Origin of the sequence: Dyella koreensis (assembly GCF_044904565.1) — a bacterium.
Taxonomy (GTDB): Bacteria; Pseudomonadota; Gammaproteobacteria; order Xanthomonadales; family Rhodanobacteraceae; genus Dyella_D; species Dyella_D koreensis.
Genome location: NZ_JADIKD010000006.1, coordinates 345,902 through 367,428, shown reverse-complemented (window position 1 = coordinate 367,428; position 21,527 = coordinate 345,902). Strand labels below are relative to the sequence as shown.

The window sequence follows — 21,527 nt, the reverse complement described above, 5'->3', positions numbered from 1 at the left end:
ACCCGCACTAAGAGCATCGCGCACAGGGTGCGCTCCTACCGATATTCCATAGCGAGGTTATCCCGAGCACCCGCCCCTCACCCCCAACCCTCTCCCCAAAGGGGAGAGGGAGATGTTGTGCCGTGCTGAGGAGTGGCCTATCAGACTCGAAGGAAAACCATCCCACAGTCTGGCACTGGAAAAAGCGCGGCTACGAAGCACACCGCCTGCTCTGCGGCCATTTCTCTTTGGTTACTTTCTCTTTACTCCGGGCATCCATGCCCTGCGCCCGTCGGGCCAGCTGCGCTGTTCGCACCCGCTCCTGCGGGTGCGTGGGCCAGCAAAGAGAAAGTAACTCGGGCGCCGGCAGGCGTCCGAAATGCCCGCTGCATAAGCGGCCAGAGCACGCTGTCGCAACAATCGGGCGATAACGCCACTGGACCCCTGCCTGCGCAGGGGTGACGAGTAGGCGGGAATGCCCCCTCCTGAAAGGAGAAAGAGAAAAACCAAAACTCAAGGCGCCGCCGCATCCTGCTCCTCAGGCGACTGCACCACATACCCCTTAGCCTTCAACTTCGCCAAATACCCCTTCCCCGACAACACTTCTTCCATCGGCAACAACGCAAACGTCTGCGCATTGCTCGCCATCGCGCGATCCACCGCTTTCATCCAGATCGCCTCCACCTTCTGCGGCACATCCTTGAAGCCCAGCTTCTCCGCAAAACCCGCACCTGTAATCGCCTGGATGCACGCCTCGCGCTGATCGCCCATCGGCAGGCTGCGCAGCGCCTCGATGTCGCCGACCGCCCACGCATTCGCGCGCGCGGCAACCTGACCCAGGCCATGCTCAACGGTGTTGAGGGTCTGGCTGAAGCATTCCTTGTCTTCCATGGTCGAGGACTTGAAGGTCTTCACCGCGGCGCGCGGTTCCTCGATCAGCATTTCGTATCTGGCCGAAGTGACTTTGACGCCGTGCTTCTTGGCGAGCTCGCGCACCGCGTCCTTCACACCGCCCGACGCATTCATGCCGCTGCGCTTCACCGCCTTCTCGTAGAGCTCCACCGCGGCAAACAGCGGGCGCCAGCTTTCGATGCCACGATCGCTGCCAATGTACTTCTGCTTGAGCGTCTCCCAGCGCGCGTATTCCTCCGCCGGCAAGGCCTGCTGCAAGGTCACGCCATCGGGGTTCTTGCGCGCGCCGATCAGCGATGGCAACAGAAACATGCGCCCGAAGAAACCTGCCTTGGGCTTGATGCTGATCGACGGTGCGCTCAGCACCTCCTGCGAGGCGGCGATGGTCTGCTCGACCTCATCGGTCTTCCACTGCATGTGATCCGGCAACGGCGACAAGGTGCCGAGCACCCACATAACGTGATCGCCCTTGCTCACCTTCCACAGGCCGGGTCCTGGTTGCACGCCGCTGACCACCACCGATTCGAGATTGGTGACCGAGGCGGCCGGCGCTGGCGCGGTCTGCGCAAACACCGGCGCGGCGGCGCAAAGGGCCAGCCATAAGACAGTCCGCGTAACGGCATGGGAAAGACTCATGGGAGAAGCTCCGGGTGGCGCAGCTTGGGAGACCGGTCTCGGACCCAAGCTTGGCATGAAAGGTTCAAGATTCTTACAGAACTTCACTTAAACGCAGCAGCACATACCGCCGCAGCCACGCAGTACACGACGATGGCCCAGGCCGGCCAGCGCGCCCGCATCACCACCAGCAAGCCGAGCGCGACGATGGCGATATCCAGCGGCGCATGCACGGCGCCACGCCACACCGGATCCCAGAAGGCCGCCGCCAACAGACCCACCACGGCGGCATTGATACCGGCAATCGTGCGCACGGCGCCTTCACGCGCAGCCAGCGTCTGCCACCACGGCAGCACACCAGCGACCAGCAGCAGGCCCGGCAGAAATATCGCGACAAGTCCGGCCACCGCGCCCAAAGCACCACTCACATGCGCGCCGAGAAAGGCTGCCAGCGAAAACATCGGCCCCGGCAGCGCCTGCGCTGCGCCATAGCCGGCAAGAAAGCTGCTCTCATCCACCAGGCCGGGCGTCACCAGCGACTGCTTGAGCAGCGGAAGCACCACATGCCCACCACCGAACACGAGCGCACCCGCGCGTGCCAGGGCCGCGACAGTACGCGCCAGCGGCGACCAGCCCGTACCGACCAGCATCGCCATCACCAGCACTAATGCATAAGCCAGCAATAGCCAGGCGCCCGTACGACGTCCATATGTGACGCCAACATCGCCGGCACGCACCGTCGATACGCCACGACACAACCACTGCCCCGCCAGTGCCGCCGCGGCCACGGCCAGCCACTGCAGCCACGCCTGCGGTTGCCATAACAACAGGGCGGCGGTGGCGATCGCCATGACGCGACGCGGTGCGTCCGGCGCGAGCGTTCGCCACATGCCCAGCACGCCCTGTGCCACAACCACGACAGCGACCAACTTGAGACCATGCAGCACTGCTTCGCCGATACGTCCCTGCAAGTAAGGCGCCCATGCCGCGAAGGCGAACATCAACAAGGCCGACGGCAACGTGAAGCCGATAAAGGCCGCCAGGCCACCAAGCCACCCGGCGCGCTGCAAGCCCAGCGTGAAACCGAGCTGGCTGCTCGCCGGTCCCGGCAGGAACTGACACAGCGCCAGCAACTGCGCATACCGCGTGTCATCCAGCCAGCGGCGCTGCTCGACGAAGGTGCGGCGGAAATAGCCGAGATGGGCGATGGGGCCACCGAAGGAGGTGAGGCCAAGGCGGAGAAAGATGAGAAAGACCTCGTAAGCCCGGCGGAGATGCGTCTTGTCGATGTCCTGGCGGGAAAGGCTCGTCATCGCCATAGCTTAGGGATGCGCCCGTAGGAGCGCACCCTGTGCGCGACCCGCCTTGCGTGGCGCCCTGCCGGAATGGTCGTCCACAGGGTGGGCTCCTACGAGGGAGTCACAAAATTTACGCGTTCTATACGCCCCCACCCCAATTCGCTACCCCTTTCTTATAGGCCGGTTTCGACAATACGCATCGTTGCAATGAGGGTGTTCCGCGACCTATGGATGTCATCTACCTACTCTTCTCGTTTGTGCTTTGCGGGGCGTCGATCGGCTTTCTGATGATCTGCGACCGCCTCGGCCGACGCCCCTGACGACCGCTGCCGCGCACTGCGGCGGCCCTCTTCCGATCACGCGTTTCGCGGGAATCTCACCATGAACATTTTCTACGCCGTGGCTGCCGTCATCGCGGTGGCCCTGCTGGGCTACCTGTGCGTGGCCCTGCTCAAGCCGGAGTGGTTCGAATGACCACCAATGATTTTCTGCAGGTAGCGATCTACCTTGTCGTGCTGTTGCTGCTGATCAAGCCGGTCGGCAGCTACATGGCGCTCGTGTTCTCCGACAAACCGAACCGCGTGACGCGTTTCGGTGGCGGTATCGAGCGCACGCTCTACCGCCTGTCCGGCGTGCGTCAGGATGAGGACATGACATGGCGCCGCTACGCGCTGGCCATGCTGCTGTTCAACATGGCCGGCCTGCTGGCGGTGTACGCGCTGCAGCGTGTGCAGCAATGGCTGCCGCTGAATCCCCAGCACTTCGGCGCGGTAACGCCGGATTCGGCGATCAACACCGCCATCAGCTTTGTTTCCAACACCAACTGGCAGGGCTACGGCGGCGAAAGCACCATGAGCTACCTGACCCAGATGCTGGGCCTAGCCGTGCAGAACTTCCTGTCGGCCGCCACCGGCATCGCGGTGCTGATTGCCGTGGTGCGCGGTTTCACGCGCCGCAGCTCGCTGTCGATCGGTAACTTCTGGGTCGACATGACGCGCAGCACGCTCTACATCCTGCTGCCGTTCTCACTGCTGCTTGCGCTGCTGCTGGTGTCGCAGGGTGTGGTGCAGAACTTCAAGGCATATGTGGATGTGCCGCTCACGCAGCACATCACCCAGGTCGAGCAGGTGAAGGATGCCGCGGGCAATGTGCTGAAGGATGCCCAGGGCCACGACGTCACCAAGGAAAGCCCGGTCGAGACGCAAACCTTGCCGATGGGTCCGGCCGCATCGCAGATCGCGATCAAGCAGCTCGGCACCAACGGCGGCGGCTTCTTCAATGCGAACTCCGCGCATCCGTACGAGAACCCCACACCCTTCAGCAATTTTCTGGAGATGCTGGCGATCTTCCTGATCCCTGGCGGTCTCTGTTACACCTTCGGCAGCATGGTGGGCGACCGGCGGCAGGGCTGGGCGATCCTCGCCACCATGCTGCTGATCTTTATCCCGCTCACCATCGGCGCTGTCGCCGCGGAGCAGGCCGGCAACCCGGCACTGCATGGGCTATCGATCGACCAGCAAGCCAGCGCCCTGCAGGCCGGCGGCAATATGGAAGGCAAGGAAACGCGCTTCGGCATCGCTGCCAGCGGCCTGTTCACCGCCATCACCACCGCCGCCTCCTGCGGCGCGGTGAACAACATGCACGACTCGCTGACCCCGCTCGGCGGCCTGGTGCCGATGTGGCTGATGCAGCTCGGTGAAGTGATCTTCGGCGGTGTCGGCTCCGGCCTGTACGGCATGCTCGCCTTCGCGGTGGTCGCGGTATTTATCGCCGGCCTGATGGTGGGCCGCACACCCGAATACCTCGGCAAGAAGATCGAAGCGCACGAGATGAAGATGGCCAGCCTGGCCGTGCTGGTGCCCTGCGCGCTGGTGGTGGTGTGCACCGCCATCGCCGTGATGGCGCCGGCGGGTGTGGCGGGCGTCGCCAATCCGGGGGCGCATGGCTTCAGCGAGATCCTTTACGCGGTGTCGTCGGCGTCGAACAACAACGGCAGCGCGTTCGGCGGACTCTCGGCCAACACCCCGTTCTGGAACGTGCTGCTGGGCGTGTGCATGTTCTTCGCGCGCTTCCTGCTTGCCATCGCCATGCTCGCCATGGCCGGTTCGCTGGCCGCCAAGCGCCATGTGCCGCCTTCCGCCGGCACGCTGCCCACGCATACGCCGCTGTTCGTGACCTTGCTGGCCTGCGTGGTGATTGTGGTTGGCGCGCTGACGTTCCTGCCTGCGCTGGCACTCGGTCCCATCGCTGAATTTCTGATGTCGGCCCACTGAATCATTCGGGACACAGGTTCATGACTTCTCATACGCATGCCGTTCGCAGTTTCGACCGCGAACTGATCCTCAAGGCCATCGCGGACTCGTTCCGCAAGCTGTCGCCGCGCCAGCAGTTCCGCAACCCGGTGATGTTCGTGGTGTTCGTATGCAGCGTGCTCACCACGCTGCTGTGGGGCCAGGCATTGGCCGGCCACGGCGAAGCGCCCACTGCCTTCATCTTCTGGGTCACGTTGTGGCTGTGGTTCACCCTGCTGTTCGCCAACTTCGCCGAAGCATTGGCCGAAGGCCGCGGCAAGGCGCAGGCTGCCGCGCTGCGCAGCTCGCGCAAGGACGTGATCGCCAAGAAGCTGGCCGAGGCTGATCGCCACGCGGCCATCACCTTCACACCTTCCAGCGAACTGCGCACCGGTGATTTTGTGCTGGTCGAAGCCGGCGAACAGTTGCCGGGTGATGGCGAAGTCGTAATCGGCGCCGCCAGCGTCGACGAGAGCGCCATCACCGGCGAATCCGCACCGGTGATCCGTGAGTCCGGCGGTGACCGCAGCGCCGTCACCGGCGGCACCCGCGTGCTGTCGGACTGGCTGGTGGTGCGCGTCACCGCCAATCCGGGCGAAAGCTTCCTGGACCGCATGATCGCGATGGTGGAAGGCGCCGCGCGGCGCAAGACGCCGAACGAGATCGCGCTGACCATCATGCTGGCCAAATTCACGCTGATCTTCCTGCTGGCCTGCGCCACCCTGCTGCCGTATTCGATCTACAGCGTGCAGGCCACTGGCCACGGCAGCCCGATCACGCTGACGGTGCTGGTCGCATTGCTGGTGTGCCTGATTCCCACCACCATCGGCGCCCTGCTTTCGGCCATCGGCATTGCTGGCATGGATCGCATGATCCGCGCTAACGTGATCGCCACTTCCGGCCGTGCGGTCGAAGCCGCCGGCGACGTGGACGTGCTGCTGCTCGACAAGACCGGCACCATCACGCTGGGCAATCGCCAGGCCGTCGCGTTCATGCCGGCGCCAGGCGTGGAGGAATCCATCCTCGCCGACGCCGCGCAGCTCGCCTCGCTTTCCGACGAAACGCCGGAAGGCCGTAGCGTGGTGATCCTGGCGAAGGAACGCTTCGGCCTGCGCGAGCGTCAGCTGGAAGAAGGCCACGCGGAATTCGTGCCGTTCACCGCGCAGACCCGCATGAGTGGCGTGAACATCGGCGACCGCCAGATCCGCAAGGGTGCGCTGGATGCCGTCGAGCGTTATCTCGAAAGCGGTGGAAGCCATCTGCCGCCCCTCGTGAAGCGCATGGCCGAGGACGTCGCCCGCCGTGGCGCGACGCCGCTGATCGTCACCGAAGGCACGACCGCGCTGGGCGTGATCGAGCTGAAGGACATCGTGAAGGGCGGCATCCGCGAGCGCTTTGCCGAAATGCGCCGCATGGGCATCAAGACGGTGATGATCACCGGCGACAACCCCCTCACCGCCGCCGCCATCGCCGCCGAAGCGGGCGTGGATGACTTCCTTGCCGAAGCCACCCCGGAGGCTAAGCTCAAGCTGATCCGCAGCATCCAGGCCGAGAACCGCCTGGTGGCGATGTGCGGCGATGGCACCAACGATGCGCCCGCGCTGGCTCAGGCCGACGTGGCGGTGGCGATGAACACGGGCACGCAGGCGGCGAAAGAAGCCGGCAACATGGTCGATCTCGATTCCAACCCGACCAAGCTGATCGAGGTGGTGGAGATCGGCAAGCAGATGCTGATCACGCGCGGCTCGCTGACCACCTTCTCCATCGCCAACGATATCGCCAAGTACTTCGCGATCATCCCGGCCGCGTTCGCTACCACCTATCCCGCGCTCAACACACTCAACGTGATGAAGCTCGCCACCCCGCAGAGCGCGATCCTGTCGGCGGTGATCTTCAACGCGCTGATCATCATCTTCTTGATTCCGCTGGCGCTGAAAGGCGTGAAGTACCGCGCTCTCGGTGCAGGCGCGCTGCTGCGGCGCAATCTGCTGGTGTACGGACTGGGCGGCATCGCGGTGCCCTTCATAGGCATCAAGGTGATCGACATGTTGCTGGTGCTGATCGGTCTGGCTTGAACGCTTTTAGCCCCTCCCCCTGTTCACAGGGGGAGGTTGGGAGGGGGTAGACCCTTGCGACGCACTCGCACACTTGAAGGGCTTGACCCCACCCCGGCCTTCCCCTGCTGCACGCAGGGGAGGGGGAACAGCCTTAATTCCCTGGAGGTTGCTTGTCATGCAAACGCTGAAAGTATCCGTATCACTGCCCGACGCTACGCATTCCGATATGCAGCTTCGTCTGTCGGCCAACGATTCGACCTGCGACGTGGTCATCTCACTGCCTGCTTCGGCAGACCGTTCGGCACCATGGACCACTGTGCCGCGTGATGCCGAAGCGCCGGACCGCGAACACGACGACTACGTCCTCGGCGGCTACGCGGGTATCTGAGTCACCTGCCATTTCGTTCCCTTGTGGGTATCGCTTCCGACGGATCCGGAGCGATATCGGAGTTCCTCTCATGAAGCGTCACATCCTGGCCACCGCCGCTGTCCTTATCGCGCCGTTCTGTTTCGACGACGTGCGCGCTGACGATGTGCGTGCCGAAGAAGAGCCAGCCAGCAGCATCACCGGCAATGCCGCGGTAACTTCGGACTACATCTTTCGCGGCCTCACCCAGACCTGGGGCCGCCCCGCCATGCAGGGCGGCGCCGAGCTGGCGATGAAGAACGGCTTCACCGCGGGCGTATGGGGCTCCAGCATCAGCGAGCACAGCTACCCGGGTGGCTCGATGGAGCTGGACCTGTATGCCAGCTACGGCCGTGCGATCAACGATGACTGGTCCTGGCGCGCGGGCATCTATGGCTATCTCTATCCCGGCGCGAATCTCGACAAGGCCGGACTGGCCTCGCGCTCGTTCAACACCGTGGAAGCCCATGCGGCCATCACCTGGAAGCAGCTCACGCTGAAGTACAACCATGCGCTCACCGACTATTTCGGCGTGGATCGCGAGCAGGGCTATCGCCGTGACTCGCGCGGCACCGGCTATCTGCAGCTCGATGCGTCATTGCCGCTGAGCGAACGCTGGAGCGTGGATCTTCACGCCGGCCACACGCGCTACCAGAGCACGCTGGTGCAGCCATTGCCGAGCGGCGTGCGCAACCCGAGCTATAGCGACTACGGCGCCACGTTGAAGTACAAGGTCGCCGATCGCTGGACCGTCAGCGCGGGCGTCACGCACGCCACCAACTCCGATTTCTATCGACGCACGTCCAGCTTCATCGTGGCCGAGGAGTATCGCCATGCCGGCGGCACCCGCGGCTTCGTGATGCTGCAGGGCGCGTTCTAACCGAATTCAGTCACCATCGACGGGCCGGAAGAGCCCGTCACAAAGAGGCAACTATGCAACTCAGGAAGACTCTCGCTATCGCCTGCCTGCTGGCGCTGGCGCCGATGACCAAGGCCATGGCCGACGATGTCACCGTAACGCCGGATGCGCCGGCCGCCGGTGGCGACTGCTCCGCTGGTTTGTTCTCGCGCCTGGCCGCGGCTTATCGCCAGGACGCGCAGCCGGCTGATCCAAACGCACCTGCGCCGGCCCGCCGCGGTCTGGACGCACCACTCGATTCACCGCCGTTTCCGAATTCGGAATGGCAGATGGGTGGCGTGCCCGCACCGATCGGCGTGCCCTACGCCTATGGTCAGTACCCACTCCAGAAGGCTCTGTCGTGCACGTCGCTCGGCCACTGGATGGAGCGCAACCGCATCGAGATCAACGGCTGGGTCAATCCCTCGGTCAATGTGAGCTCGTCGAGCTTCACCAACTATCCGCTGTCTTATGCCACGCGTCCCAACCGGATGGATTTCAATCAACTGGTCGTCAATATCTCGCGTGTCGAAGACACGGTGCAGACCGACCATATGGATTGGGGCTTCAACATCTCCACGCTGTATGGCTACGACTACCACTACACCGTGACCAAGGGCGTTTTCAGCAACCAGCTACTGAACCATCCCAAGGCGCATAGCGCGTTGAACGGCAAGATCTACGGCGTCGATCCGATGCTGTTCTATTTCGACTTCTATATTCCATCGATCGCCGAGGGCATGATCATCCGTGTCGGCCGTGAGCTTTCGGTGCCGGATATCGAGGCTCAGTTCGCACCGCAGAACTATCTGCTGACCCATTCGATTCTGTACACGGTCGACCCGTATACCCAGACGGGCATCATGACCTCCACTCGCCTCAACAAGCAGTGGACGTTCCAGATCGGCATCAATGCAGGCAATGACGTTGCGCCCTGGAACAAATCGGCACGCCCCTCGCTGCAGACCTGCGTGCGCTGGGTGTCCGCCGACAACAACGACATGCTTTATCCCTGCATCAACAACTGGAACAAGTCGGACAAGAACTACAACAACGTCCAGATGTACGTCATGACCTGGGGCCACCGCTTCAATCAGCGCGTGCATATGCAGACCGAGGCCTACCGCATGTATTCCCGCAACGCTCCGGGCTTCGGCCCCGGCGGCACGCCGGGTGTGGCGGGATCGTCGCCGCTGCCAGGGACGGCCGGCGAGTTCGGTGTCGTCAACTACCTCAACTTCGAGCTGAATGCGAAGACGTACATGACGTTCCGCAACGAGTTCTATAAGGACATGAAAGGCGAGCGCACCGGCTACGCCACCCGCTACACCAGCCACACGCTGGGCCTGACACGCTGGGTGACGCCGGACCTGGAGATCCGCCCTGAGATTCGCTACGAGCATTCGTACGATCAGCCCGTCTACGACGCCGGCAAGAAGAACTACCAGATGATCGCGCTCCTCGACGCGATCCTGCATTACTAAGGAAATGGCCATGAGCAAATTGATTCGTCCCGCGTTGGTCATGCTGGTGCTGATGACGGTCATCACCGGCCTGTTGTATCCACTGGTAGCGACGGGCCTGGCACAGGTGCTGTTCCCCGCGCAGGCCAACGGCAGCCTGATCGCCAAGGATGGCAAACCGGTCGGATCCAGCCTGATCGGCCAGTCGTTCACCGAACCCAAGTACTTCTGGGGCCGGCCGTCGGCGACAATGCCGATGGCCAATAACGGCGCCTCGTCCACCGGCTCCAACCAGGGGCCGACCAACCCGGCACTGACGGACGCGGCAAAGGTGCGCATCGACGCACTGCGGGCAGCCGATTCCGGCAACAACGCGCCGGTGCCGGTCGATCTGGTGACCGCGTCGGGCAGTGGCCTAGATCCGGAAATCAGTCCGGCCGCCGCGCAGTACCAGGTGGTTCGTGTCGCCAAGGCGCGCGGACTCAACGTGGCCCAGGTGCAGCAACTGGTGACGCAGGCCACGTCCGGCCGCCAGCTCGGCGTACTGGGCGAGCCACGCGTCAACGTGCTGAAACTCAACCTGGCATTGGACGCCCTGTAGGAGCGCACCCTGTGCGCGAAAGCCCTGCGTAGCAGGGCTGCTCTTTTCTCCTCCTGTGGCAAAAGCGGCCCTGCTACGCAGGGCTTTCGCCCATAGGATGGGCTCCTACACTGGTTCCTCGCATGGGACTCAGGGATAGTACGCAAGCTCTCTACAGGCAATGAAGCATGTCCGACGTTAACCGGGAAGCACGCGCCGACGCCCTGCTCGACACCGTGCAGGACGAGCGTCACCGCCGCCTCAAAATTTTTCTCGGCGCGGCACCCGGGGTAGGCAAGACCTTCGCCATGCTCTCGGCCGCGCGCGAGTTGAAGCGGCAAGGCGTGGATGTGGTGGTAGGCCTCGTGGAAACGCACGGCCGCGCTGAAACCTCGGCGCTGCTGGAAGGGCTGGAAGTATTGCCGCGCCGGCAGGTGAACTACCGCGGGCGCGACTTCACCGAGTTCGACCTGGACGCGGCGCTGGAACGACGCCCCGCCGTGATCCTGGTCGACGAACTGGCGCACCGCAATCTTCCCGGCGGTCGCCATGAGCGCCGCTGGCAGGACATCGCCGAGCTGCTCGACGCCGGCATCGAGGTGTACAGCGCGCTCAATGTGCAGCACCTGGAAAGCCTCAACGATCAGGTGCGGCGCATCACCAACGTCACCGTGCGCGAAACCGTGCCGGATGCCTTCCTCGATCGCGCGCGCGACATCGTGCTGGTCGACCTGCCGCCGCGCGAGCTGATCCAGCGCCTGAAGCAGGGCAAGGTCTATGTGCCGGAAACGGCGGCCGCGGCGCTCGATGCATTCTTCTCACCCACCAACCTGGCCGCTTTGCGCGAGCTGGCGGTGGATACGGTGGCCGGCCATGTCGACAGCGATCTGCGCGACCACATGCTGGCGCGCGGCAGTGCGATGCCGGTACGGCGGCGCGTACTCGCCGCCATCGACGGCCACAGCCAGAGCGAATACCTGGTGCGCGTCGCGCGCCGCATTGCCGAGCGACGCGGCGCGCCATGGAGCGTGGCCTTTGTCGATACTGGCGCCGCCCTGGACAAGACTCGGCGCGAACAGCTCGACGCGGCGATGCGGCTGGCGCGGCGTCTGGGCGGCGACACCATCGTGTTGCGCGGCCACGCCATCGCCGATGAGCTGATTGCGCACGCGGATCGCGAAGGCATCGGCCAGATCATCCTGGGACGCACCCGCGAGCGGCCACTGGCACGCATGTTGGGTCGTTCGCTGACGCAGTTGCTGTTGCGCCGTGGCGCGCACCTGGAACTCACCATCATCGCCACGCCGGCCGAGCGCGCGCAATCGCGGCGGCGTCTGCGCATGCCGGGTGGACGCGGGCGACGCAGCGAATACATCTATGCCACGCTCGCTACGCTGGTGGCCTTCGGGCTTTCCTTTATCGCTGACCGCTATCTGTCGGTAGCCAACCTGTCGCTGATTTTCCTCACCGCGGTGCTGGTGGTGGCGGTGCGCACGCGCATGGCGGTGGCGGTGTACACGGCCTCCCTCTGTTTCTTGGGCTACAACTTCTTCTTTGCGCCGCCCCGCTACACGTTGATGATCGCCAACTTCGACGACGTGCTGGCGGTGTGCCTGTTCTTTGTCGCCGCGCTGGTGTGCAGCCGGCTGGCGACACAGCTATCGAGTCAGGTGGAGTCGATGCGCGCGGCGCACGCGCATGCGCGCGCCCTGCTCGCGCTGGGACAGCGGCTGGCGACCAGTACCGATGCGGCAGGTATCCGCGATGTTGGCGCCGGTGCGCTGGCCCAGGCCCTGCGTTGCGACGTGGCCGTGCTGATGCGCGACCCGAGCCGCGTGTTGCACGCTGTTGCCACGTCGCCGCGCGATGTGCGACTGACGCCACAGGATCTGGCCGCCGCCGACTGGTGCGAGCAGCACGCCGAACCCGCGGGCCGCTACACCGACACCTTGAATGCCGCGCCCTGCTGGATGCTGCCGCTCGGCGGCGACAACCACCGGCTCGGCGTCGCCGCGCTGCGTTTTGCCTCCGACGCGCACGACCTGTCGCCGGACCAGCGCAGCCTGGCGCTGGCGATGGTGCAGGACATCGGGCAGGCGCTGGAACGCGCGCGCCTCACCGACGAACTGGAAGGCGCGCGCGTGCAGGGCGAGACCGAGCGCTTGCGCAACGCGCTGCTTTCATCGGTATCGCACGATCTGCGCTCTCCCCTCGCGTCGATGATCGGCTCCGCCGGCACGCTGGCCAGCTATGGCGATCAACTGCCCGCGGGTGAGCGAAAAGAGTTGCTTGAAGCGATTCTCGGCGAAGGGCAGCGGCTGGATCGCTATATCCAGAACCTGCTCGACATGACCAAGCTGGGCCACGGCACACTCAAGCTCAACCGCGACTGGACCGACGTGGCGGAAATCGTCGCCGCCGCCGTCACGCGGCTGCACAAACTGTTCCCGGAACTGAAGGTGGACACGATGCTGCCACCGGGCACGCTATTGCTATATGTGCATCCCGCGCTGATCGAGCAGGCGCTGTTCAACATTCTGGAAAACGCTGCGCGTTTCTCGCCGCCAGGCGAGGCAGTGCGGGTGATCGTGCGCAGCGCGCCGGAGAAACTCCAGATCGATGTGATCGACCGCGGCCCCGGCATCCCGGAAGACGAGCGGGCGCGCATCTTCGACATGTTCTATTCGGTGGCGCGCGGCGACCGCGCGCCACAGGGCACCGGACTGGGGTTGGCGATCTGCCGCGGCATGATCGGCGCGCACGGGGGCAGCGTGGAGGCCTTGCCTGGGGATGGCATCGGCACCACCATTCGCATCACCCTGCCCCTGCCCCCGCCCCCTGAAGAGACCCCATGACTGCCGCCGCCCCCTGCGTGTTGGTGATCGACGACGAAGCGCAGATCCGCAAATTCCTGGATATCGGTTTGCGTGCCGAAGGCTACGAGGTGGTGCTTGCGGCGAACGCATCCGAAGGTCTGGCCAAGGCCGCCACGCGCACGCCTGACGTGGTGATCCTGGATATCGGCCTGCCCGATCGCGAAGGCCATGAGGTGCTGGCCGAACTGCGCCAATGGAGTCAGGTGCCGGTGCTGATGCTGTCGGTGCGCGATTCAGAGAGCGAAAAGGTGCGCGCGCTCGATGCCGGCGCGAACGACTACGTCACCAAGCCATTCGGCATTCAGGAATTGATGGCGCGACTGCGCGCCCTGTTGCGCAATCGCCCCGGCGAGCCGGAGCCGATACAGCAACGCTACGACGATGGCCATCTCGCCATCGACCTGGCGCGGCGCGAAGTGCATCTCGACGGCCAGCCGCTGGCGCTTACCCGCAAGGAGTACGCCGTGCTGGCCATGCTGTTCCGTCATGCCGGCCGCGTGGTGACGCAACAGCAATTGCTGCGCGAAATCTGGGGCGCCACGCACGTGCAGGACACGCATTACCTGCGCATCGTGCTAGGCAAGCTGAGGCAGAAGCTGGGCGATGATCCAGCGACGCCGCGATGGTTGAAGACCGAGCCAGGTGTTGGTTATCGCTTCCTAACTGGCGTCCTGTAGGAGCCCACCCTGTGGGCGACCTGCACTTTGTCGCGCACAGGGTGCACTCCTACCAGCTTAGTTCACGATAGGGTCGCCACCGTCACGCGGGATGCGCGACACTTCGTACTCGCCTGACCCCGGAGACTCCCCATGGCTCGCAGCCGCACCGCTTTCCTGTTCGACCTCGACGGCACTTTGGTCGACAGCGTCTACCAACATGTATTGGCCTGGAAAGAAGCGCTGGACGCGGAGGGTGTGGAGCTGTCGGTGTGGCGCATCCATCGCAAGATCGGCATGAGCGGTGGGTTGTTCACCAACATTCTGTTGCGCGAGACCGGCCTCGAGATCACCGAGGATCGATTGAAGCGCCTGCACCAACGGCACGCTGAAGCATTCAACCGGCAGCACACGCAAGGTCTGGTGCGGCCGTTGCCTGGTGCGCGCGAACTGCTAGCCCACCTCACCGAGCAGGGTTATCCCTGGGCCATCGCCACCAGCGGCCGCATGGAAACCGCCGCGCACAATGTCGCCGCGCTCGGCGTCGATCCGTCGAAGGTGCCGGTGGTGACGCGCGATCAGGTGAAGCATGCCAAACCCGATCCCGATCTGTTCCTCGCCGCCGCCGAACGGCTCGGCGTGGATATCCAGCAATCGCTGGTGATCGGCGACAGCATCTGGGACATGCTCGCCGCGCAACGTGCACGCGCGCTGGGGGTCGGCCTGCTTTCCGGCGGCTATGGCGAGGATGAGCTGGAGCGTTCCGGCGCATTCCGCGTATACGACGATCCAGCGGATCTACTGCGGCATATCGATGAAGTGGCGGCTCGACCCTGACGGCATTTGTCATTTCGTACCGCGAGGCTTGCCCGATGGAACCAACCTTGACGACCGAACCCCGACTGCTCGACATTCTCGAGGAACTAAGGCGGCGCGAACCGATCTTCCATCGCCCGGAGTTCGGCACTACACGTGCCGACTTCGATCGGATGATGGATGCGAATTTCCGCGAGATAGGCGCGTCGGGGCGATGCTACAGTCGTGATTACGTGCTCGACGTGCTTGAAGAGCGGTATCGCGGCGAGATCGTCGAGCACTTCGACGCACACGATTTCCATTGTCTCGAAATCGCTCCCGATCACTATTTGCTGACCTATACACTGCAGCAGGAGGCGCGACTCACTCGCCGCGCGACTCTCTGGCGCCGCTCCGCCGATGGTTGGAAGATCCTGTATCACCAAGGCACCGTGGTGGCCGACGCCTTGACGTGAATCGCGGACATAACCTGGCCTTTATGAGGGCCTGACAAACATACCGGTGTCAGGTGCGATTCAGCGCGAGACCACGTGCTCGCGCTAGTCTCGAAGGCCCCACCCGATGGCTGGAGCCGCATCATGCGCCGACTCGCTCTTATCAGTCTTCCGCTTGCCGCGATCCTCGCCGCCTGTTCGTCGCCGCAGCCACCGCAACCGGACAATCCACCGAAGCCGCAGGCCACGGCTGCCACGCCAGCCAACGCCACGCTGGGCTCGCACGAGTGGTACCAATGGGTCGATCAGCGCCTAGGCATCAACGACGACCAAGCGCATGGCCCGGACTTCGGCTCCGACGAATGGAACCTCGCCGTGCAGCACAAGCTGGGCCAGGAAGCGCCGCAATCGAAGCCGGGTTCGCCGGAATGGCAGCAGGCGGTGGATGCCTTGCTGCGCACACGCGTCGAATCGCACTGAGCGGACTCAGACCCGCCGCAGCCTCGCATAAGTAAAGTGCTGTTCCGCGCCGCCGGGCGTGAGATGCGTTTCTCTGGTGCTCTCCACCAGCTCGAAGGCGGCACCGAGTACCGCCTGCAGACTGGCCACGCTGTAGCGCGCCACCGGCAATCCGCTGCAATGCTCGGGACCGTCTTCCGCGAAAGTCGCGATAACCATTTGGCCTTCCGGCAGCAGGCTGCGCTGCAACGTCTCCAGATAACGCGCACGATCGTGTGCGTCGACCAGGAAATGGAAGACCGCGCGGTCGTGCCACAAGGCGTAGCGTTTCGAGGGAGTGAAGTCGAGCACGTCGGCCACGATCCAGTCGACGTGGGATGCCATTGGCCCCAGACGCTCCTGCGCCTTGCTCAGCGCGGCGGATGAGATATCCAGTACCGACAGATCGCTGTGGCCTTCATCCAGCAAAGCGTCGATCAGGGTGGACGCGCCGCCACCGACATCGATGAGCGGCGCTTCCAGCGGCAGGCCGGCGTCGTGGATCATCGTCAACGAAACATCGGGCCGGCGCTGATACCAGCTCACCGCATCAGACGCCTTGGTTTCGTAGGCGTGCTCCCAATGCTGTTTGCGGGTGATGTCGCTCATGATGCTTGCCTGCGGGATACGCCATGAAGGATACGCGCATCCCGATGTTGCGGTAGGAGCGCACCCTGTGCGCGAAAGCCCTGCATAGCAGGGCTGTTTTCTACCGTATTCATGACCATGACAAGGTGGCCCTGCTTGCGCAGGGCTTTCGCGCACAGGGTGCACTCCTACGGTGCCATCTCAACTTGGGGCTAGCAGCGCGTCGAGGTCTTCCTGATCGAAGCTCAGCCGTTCGCGCGTGCCGCCACCTTCCAGCACGGCTTCGGCCAGCTCGGCCTTGCGCGCCTTCAGTTCTTCGATGCGCTCTTCCACCGTGCCCGAGGTGATCAGGCGGAATACGAACACCGGCTTGTCCTGGCCGATACGATGCGCGCGATCGCTGGCCTGCGCCTCGGCGGCCGGGTTCCACCACGGGTCGTAGTGGATCACGGTATCGGCGGCGGTAAGGTTGAGGCCCACGCCGCCCGCCTTGAGCGACAGCAGGAACAGCGGCACATCGCCTTCCTGGAACTGGCGCACCGGTTCGGCGCGATCGCGTGTTTCGCCGGTGAGGGTGACGTAGGGAATGCGCTGGCGATCAAGTTCGTGCGCAATCAGCTTGAGCATTTCGGTGAACTGCGAGAACAGCAGCACCTTGCGCCCTTCCGCCAGCAGCGCGGGCAGCATGTCCATCAGCAGTTCGAACTTGGCGGAATCGCGCACGCCGCGCGCGGCCTCCAGTTTCACCAGGCGTGGGTCGCAGCAGACCTGGCGCAACTTGAGCAAGGCATCGAGCACGACGATGCCGCTATGCGAAATACCGCGCTGGGAGATCACCTCGCGCAACTCTTCGGCCAGCGACAGGCGCAGGCCTTCGTAGAGTTCGCGCTGGCGTCCTTCCAGCACCACACGGCGCGTGATCTCGGTTTTTGGCGGCAGCTCGGAAGCAACCTGGGCTTTCGTGCGGCGCAGGATGAACGGTGCAAGGCGGTGGTTGAGGCGGTCCTGGCAGTCGGTATCGCGCTGCTTCTCGATCGGCACACGATAGTGGCGGCGGAACGCGCCTTCATCACCGAGCAGGCCGGGTACAGCCAGATCGACCTGCGACCACAGCTCGCCGAGATGATTTTCCAGCGGCGTGCCGGTGAGGCAGACGCAACGCGGGGCACGTAGACTCAGTACTGCACGGCGGGCCTGGGTGCGCGGGTTCTTCACCTGCTGCGCCTCGTCCAGCACGATCAGTTCGAACGCTTGCTTGCGCAACGTCACCACGTCGCGCGGCAACAATGCGTAGCTGGTGAGCACAATGTCTTGCGCGCCGAGCTGCGAGAAATCGCCGCCGCGCTGCGGACCGTGCAGGGCCAGCACTTTCAGCGAAGGCGCAAAACGCGCGACTTCGGCCTGCCAGTTCGGGATCAGGCTGGTCGGCACGACGATCAGGGCCGGACGCGTCAGCGCGCCTCGGTCCTTCAACGCAAGCAAGTGCGTGATCAGCTGCAGCGTTTTGCCCAGGCCCATGTCGTCGGCGAGCACACCGCCAACACCGGCTTCGGCGAGCGCGTTCAACCAGCGCAGACCTTCGCGTTGATACGGCCGCAGCTCCACCGTGAGCCCGTCCGGGACCGCATCGCTTGCGCGCTCCGCGGCATCGCGCAGGCGCGCGGTGAAGCCGCGCAGTTGTTCTGGCGCTTCCAGCGCGCCGCCGGCAGGCAGCGCTTCGACGATTTCTTCGAGACGGCCAGCCTGTACGCGCGGCAGATGCAGTTTCTTCCTGGGTTTTTCCAGGTATTCCGCCAGCGGCGCCAGCAGACCGCGCAACTCTTTCAGGCGCACCGGCACACGGCGGCGCTCGTCCACCGGCGCGTACCACACCGCGTCTTCCGGCTCGTTCGGCGCGGGGCTGAGGTTGAGCTGATGCTCGGCCAGCGCCTGCGCCACTGCCGGCAACAGGTTGTGGCGCTTGCCTTCGAGTTCGATGCCGATCTCAAGATCGAAGGCATGATCGTCGGCGTCTTCCACTGCATTGCCGTACCAGCGCACCGGGCCTTCCAGCACTTCGAACGGAAAGCTGGGTGCGTATTCGAGCTGGAAACCTTCGACTTCAAGCTTCGGCCGCAGCGAAAGCCAGCGCGCCGGGGTGTTCACTTCCAGCGCACCGGCGTAGCCCTTGCCTGGGAACAGCCAGGCGTCTTCAGGCAAGGTGTCGGCGAGATCCCAAGGCAAGCCTTCGGTATCCACGCCGGGCGTGAGGCCGGCGCGTTCGAGCTGCTCCATCGCGGTGAGTTCTTCCGCACGACGGCGCGCGATTTCCACCAGGCTGCCGTTGCGTACGCGGCGCACCAGCGGCTCGCCGCCACGACCGGGCAAGCGTTCGCCGGCGTAGTCGAAGGCGAGGCGCGCATAGGCAAGCGGCGGCGTACCCGCGGCGAGGCGCGCGTGGCGGGTCAGCGCATGCAGGGTGAGTATCGGCTTGGGCGCCAGTTCGGCGCGGCGCAATTCGGCAAAGACCTGAGGCAGCGGGATGCGTTGCGACAGGCGACTACCCGGCAATGCGTCGCGCAGGCGGCGGCCATGCTCATGCTTCAGTGGCGGCAGATCCAGCCAGTGCGTTTCTTCTGCCGGCGCTTCGAGATGACCCAATTCGGCGCGCTCGGGGTCGAGGTACCACAGGGCATCGATGCGCAGCAGACGCTGGTTTTGCGGCAGCGACGGCAGCAGACGCTGGCTACCGTCCTTTTCCAGTTGCCAATGCCAGTTGAGCTGATGCGATTTGCCGCGCGACAGGCGCAGGCCCGCGAGGCCACCAAGAAAACATGGCGCAGTGTCGAGAATTTCCGCCAGCAAGGTATCGCCGACATGGCCGGCAAGCCGCGCATAACTGCGGCTCTTGCGCACGGACTGCGGCAGGCCGAGCACGGTGGCGGCAAGACGCTGCTCGTGCGGCTCCAGCGGCAGTTGCGCGAGATGACGGCTGTCCAGCGGCGCCGGCCGCACGAAGCGGCCCTGCTCGGCCACGGCCAGCAGTACCGGCGCCACATCGATGCGCACGAAGGGCACGCCCTCTTCCGGGATCACGTCGAGGAAAAAGCCGAGCACGCCGCGCTCGTGCGCCGTAGCGAGCGCGGTTTCGGCCAGCAGCTTGCGCCACACGGGCGGCAGCGGCTCGCCGCTATCGTCGCGACGCTGCGGTATGGGATCGCCGAGCTGTTTCTCGTCGGGTTGCTGCATGCGCGTGTGGTCCGCCGGGGCGACCAAAAGACCGAGCTTAGCAAGGCCCATGCGCAGATGCGCGTCTTGCCGCCCGGTTTTTCACACCGGGTAGCAAGTTGGCATCGGGATGGTTCAGAACGGGCCGAACAGGCCTTCTGGATATTCCGGCTTCTGCTCGCGCGCCATCAACGCTTTCAGGCCCTCGACCGGCGTGACTTCGCCGTGCAGCACGGCGCGCACACCGTTGCTGATCGGCAGATCCAGGCCGTGTTTGGCGGCCAACCGCGCCACTTCATCGGCGGTTACTACGCTTTCCACCACCTGGCCGATCTGGCGCACGGCTTCGTCGATAGCAACGCCGCGCCCCAGCGCCAGGCCAAGCCGGCGGTTGCGCGACAAGTCGCCGGTACAGGTCAACACCAGATCGCCCAGGCCGGACAGGCCCATCAGCGTTTCCGGGCGCGCACCCAAGGCCACGCCCAGACGCAGCATCTCGTTCATGCCGCGGGTGATCAGGCCGGCACGGGCGTTGAGTCCCAGATTCATGCCGTCGGCAACGCCGGTGGCGACCGCCAGCACGTTCTTCATGGCGCCACCCAGTTCGGCACCCAGCACATCACTGCCGGAATACGCACGGAAGTTCGGTGCATGCAGCATCAGGGCGAGCTGATGCGCGAAGGCATCGTCGTCCGAATGCACGGTGACCGCGCTGGGCAGGCCCATGGCGACTTCTTTGGCAAAGGACGGCCCGGTGACCACCGCCGCGGCACGGCCCGGCAGCTTTTCCGCGACCAGTTCATGCAGGAAGCGGCCAGTACCCGGCTCGAAGCCCTTCGTGGCCCAGGCGATGTTGGTGCCGGGATCGAGCAGCGGCGCGATCTCGTCCAGCATGCTGGCGAAGGCGTGGCTGGGCACGACCAGCAGCACAATCCCGGCGCCGCGCACGGCGGCGGCGAGATCGCCCTGATATTGCAGCTCTACCGGCAGTTGGATTTCCGGCAGATAGCGCTGGTTCTCGCGGGTCTCGGCCATCGCCGCCAACGCCTTGGCGTCGCGTCCCCATAGACGGGTCATTACGCCATTGCGTGAGGCCAGCGCAGCCAGCGCTGTGCCCCACGAACCGGCTCCCAGCACCGCCAGAGTCGGATATGCAGCCATATCGGAGACTTAGCTGTTGAGCACCGGAGTCTCGCCGCCGTCGGTCAGGCGGCGTGCCTGCTCGGCGTAGAGAGCGTCGAAGTTGATCGGCTGCAGCAGGAACGGCGGGAAGCCACCCTCCATCACCAGCGCGGAGATCACCTGACGGGCATACGGGAACAGCAGGTTCGGGCAGTAGCTGCCGATGATGCCGGCATGGTCGGCTTCGTTGAAACCGGACACGCCGAACACACCAGCCTGCTGCACTTCAGCCAGGTAAGCGGTGCGCTCGCCCAGGGTGCAGGTCAGAGTGAGGCTCAGCACCACCTCGTACATATCGTTGCCGAGATCGGTGGCCTTCTGGCCCAGGTTCAGCTGTACCTGCGGCTGCTGGTCGGTCTCGCCAATCTCCTGGAAGATCTGCGGCGCGTTGGGCGCCTCGAACGACACATCCCTCACGTAGATCTTCTGCAGCACCAGCTGCGGCTGGCCAGCCTGGCCATTGGCGGTGACGTCTGCCATCGGAAACCCCTCGCTATCTTATGTATGCGGAAACGACAAAGAGGCCGATTGTTCCATACATCCCTGCCAGCCGCCATGCGGCGAAATCCCCGGCCGGGGGCCGGTAGGTTGGTCAAATCTTGCGCACAGCCCTGTTTCTCTGGGAGAATGCACGGCTCGGCCATGCCGGCCCGACTCTTCGGGCACGTTCGCGACGCGATGCGGACCTCACGGCAGCCCCCGAAAGCACCAACCTCCAGCATCGCGTGGCGCAAGGCGCCGCTGGGCCGATGTCGCCCTGGCCAACGGGCG

Annotated in this window: 18 protein-coding genes; 12 read left to right on the top strand and 6 right to left on the bottom strand. The window is 64.6% G+C overall.

From position 1 onward, the window contains the following. Positions 1–492: 492 nt before the first annotated feature. Positions 493–1,527, bottom strand: coding sequence for a TraB/GumN family protein (locus ISS97_RS03640; RefSeq protein WP_379984995.1), 1,035 nt, complete (start codon positions 1,525–1,527; stop codon positions 493–495). A gap of 83 nt (positions 1,528–1,610) precedes the next feature. Continuing rightward, the gene (gene chrA / locus ISS97_RS03635) at positions 1,611–2,819 is read right to left on the bottom strand and encodes a chromate efflux transporter (protein ID WP_379984993.1); all 1,209 of its coding nucleotides are present in this window, start codon (positions 2,817–2,819) and stop codon (positions 1,611–1,613) included. A gap of 366 nt (positions 2,820–3,185) precedes the next feature. Between chrA and kdpF the strand changes: the two genes are divergently transcribed. The 12 genes from kdpF (at position 3,186) to ISS97_RS03575 (ending at position 15,761) form a co-directional block, all read left to right on the top strand. Next, positions 3,186–3,278, top strand: coding sequence for a K(+)-transporting ATPase subunit F (kdpF, locus tag ISS97_RS03630; protein WP_090449523.1), 93 nt, complete (start codon positions 3,186–3,188; stop codon positions 3,276–3,278). Then, positions 3,275–5,077 (top strand): potassium-transporting ATPase subunit KdpA, encoded by a 1,803-nt coding sequence (gene kdpA / locus ISS97_RS03625; protein WP_379984991.1) that lies wholly within the window; start codon positions 3,275–3,277, stop codon positions 5,075–5,077. Before kdpF ends, kdpA begins: the two co-directional genes overlap by 4 nt. Before the next feature lie 20 nt (positions 5,078–5,097). Beyond that, the gene (gene kdpB / locus ISS97_RS03620) at positions 5,098–7,170 is read left to right on the top strand and encodes a potassium-transporting ATPase subunit KdpB (RefSeq protein ID WP_379984990.1); all 2,073 of its coding nucleotides are present in this window, start codon (positions 5,098–5,100) and stop codon (positions 7,168–7,170) included. A 157-nt stretch (positions 7,171–7,327) separates the two neighbouring features. Then, positions 7,328–7,540 (top strand): hypothetical protein, encoded by a 213-nt coding sequence (locus ISS97_RS03615; RefSeq protein WP_379984989.1) that lies wholly within the window; start codon positions 7,328–7,330, stop codon positions 7,538–7,540. Positions 7,541–7,610: 70 nt separating this feature from the next. Then, positions 7,611–8,438: a TorF family putative porin gene (locus tag ISS97_RS03610; RefSeq protein ID WP_379984988.1), complete on the top strand. Its 828-nt coding sequence runs from the start codon at positions 7,611–7,613 to the stop codon at positions 8,436–8,438. 53 nt (positions 8,439–8,491) lie between these two features. Beyond that, positions 8,492–9,940, top strand: a complete 1,449-nt coding sequence (locus ISS97_RS03605; RefSeq protein WP_379984986.1) for an outer membrane beta-barrel protein — start codon at positions 8,492–8,494, stop codon at positions 9,938–9,940. Positions 9,941–9,950: 10 nt separating this feature from the next. Next, complete coding sequence (gene kdpC / locus ISS97_RS03600; protein ID WP_379984985.1) at positions 9,951–10,520, top strand: potassium-transporting ATPase subunit KdpC; 570 nt, start codon at positions 9,951–9,953, stop codon at positions 10,518–10,520. Between the two features lie 167 nt (positions 10,521–10,687). Continuing rightward, entirely contained in the window at positions 10,688–13,354 is a 2,667-nt protein-coding gene (locus ISS97_RS03595) for an ATP-binding protein (protein WP_379984984.1), read from the top strand. Next, on the top strand, positions 13,351–14,052 hold the full coding sequence (locus ISS97_RS03590) for a response regulator (RefSeq protein WP_379984983.1): 702 nt from the start codon (positions 13,351–13,353) through the stop codon (positions 14,050–14,052). The genes ISS97_RS03595 and ISS97_RS03590 overlap by 4 nt, the downstream gene beginning before the upstream one ends. 132 nt (positions 14,053–14,184) lie before the next feature. Continuing rightward, positions 14,185–14,868, top strand: a complete 684-nt coding sequence (locus tag ISS97_RS03585; RefSeq protein WP_379984981.1) for an HAD family hydrolase — start codon at positions 14,185–14,187, stop codon at positions 14,866–14,868. A 47-nt stretch (positions 14,869–14,915) separates the two neighbouring features. Beyond that, on the top strand, positions 14,916–15,302 hold the full coding sequence (locus ISS97_RS03580) for a nuclear transport factor 2 family protein (protein WP_379984980.1): 387 nt from the start codon (positions 14,916–14,918) through the stop codon (positions 15,300–15,302). A 123-nt stretch (positions 15,303–15,425) separates the two neighbouring features. Further along, the gene (locus tag ISS97_RS03575; protein WP_379984979.1) at positions 15,426–15,761 is read left to right on the top strand and encodes a hypothetical protein; all 336 of its coding nucleotides are present in this window, start codon (positions 15,426–15,428) and stop codon (positions 15,759–15,761) included. A gap of 6 nt (positions 15,762–15,767) precedes the next feature. On the opposite strand, the gene ISS97_RS03570 is transcribed toward ISS97_RS03575, so the two are convergent. The 4 genes from ISS97_RS03570 to secB all read right to left on the bottom strand — a co-directional run bounded on the left by ISS97_RS03570 (position 15,768) and on the right by secB (position 21,236). After that, positions 15,768–16,388 (bottom strand): class I SAM-dependent methyltransferase, encoded by a 621-nt coding sequence (locus ISS97_RS03570; RefSeq protein ID WP_379984978.1) that lies wholly within the window; start codon positions 16,386–16,388, stop codon positions 15,768–15,770. 180 nt (positions 16,389–16,568) lie between these two features. Then, on the bottom strand, positions 16,569–19,595 hold the full coding sequence (locus ISS97_RS03565) for a DEAD/DEAH box helicase (protein ID WP_379984977.1): 3,027 nt from the start codon (positions 19,593–19,595) through the stop codon (positions 16,569–16,571). A gap of 114 nt (positions 19,596–19,709) precedes the next feature. Next, on the bottom strand, positions 19,710–20,735 hold the full coding sequence (locus ISS97_RS03560) for an NAD(P)H-dependent glycerol-3-phosphate dehydrogenase (RefSeq protein ID WP_379984976.1): 1,026 nt from the start codon (positions 20,733–20,735) through the stop codon (positions 19,710–19,712). A gap of 9 nt (positions 20,736–20,744) precedes the next feature. After that, complete coding sequence (gene secB, locus ISS97_RS03555; RefSeq protein ID WP_379984975.1) at positions 20,745–21,236, bottom strand: protein-export chaperone SecB; 492 nt, start codon at positions 21,234–21,236, stop codon at positions 20,745–20,747. Positions 21,237–21,527: the final 291 nt, after the last annotated feature.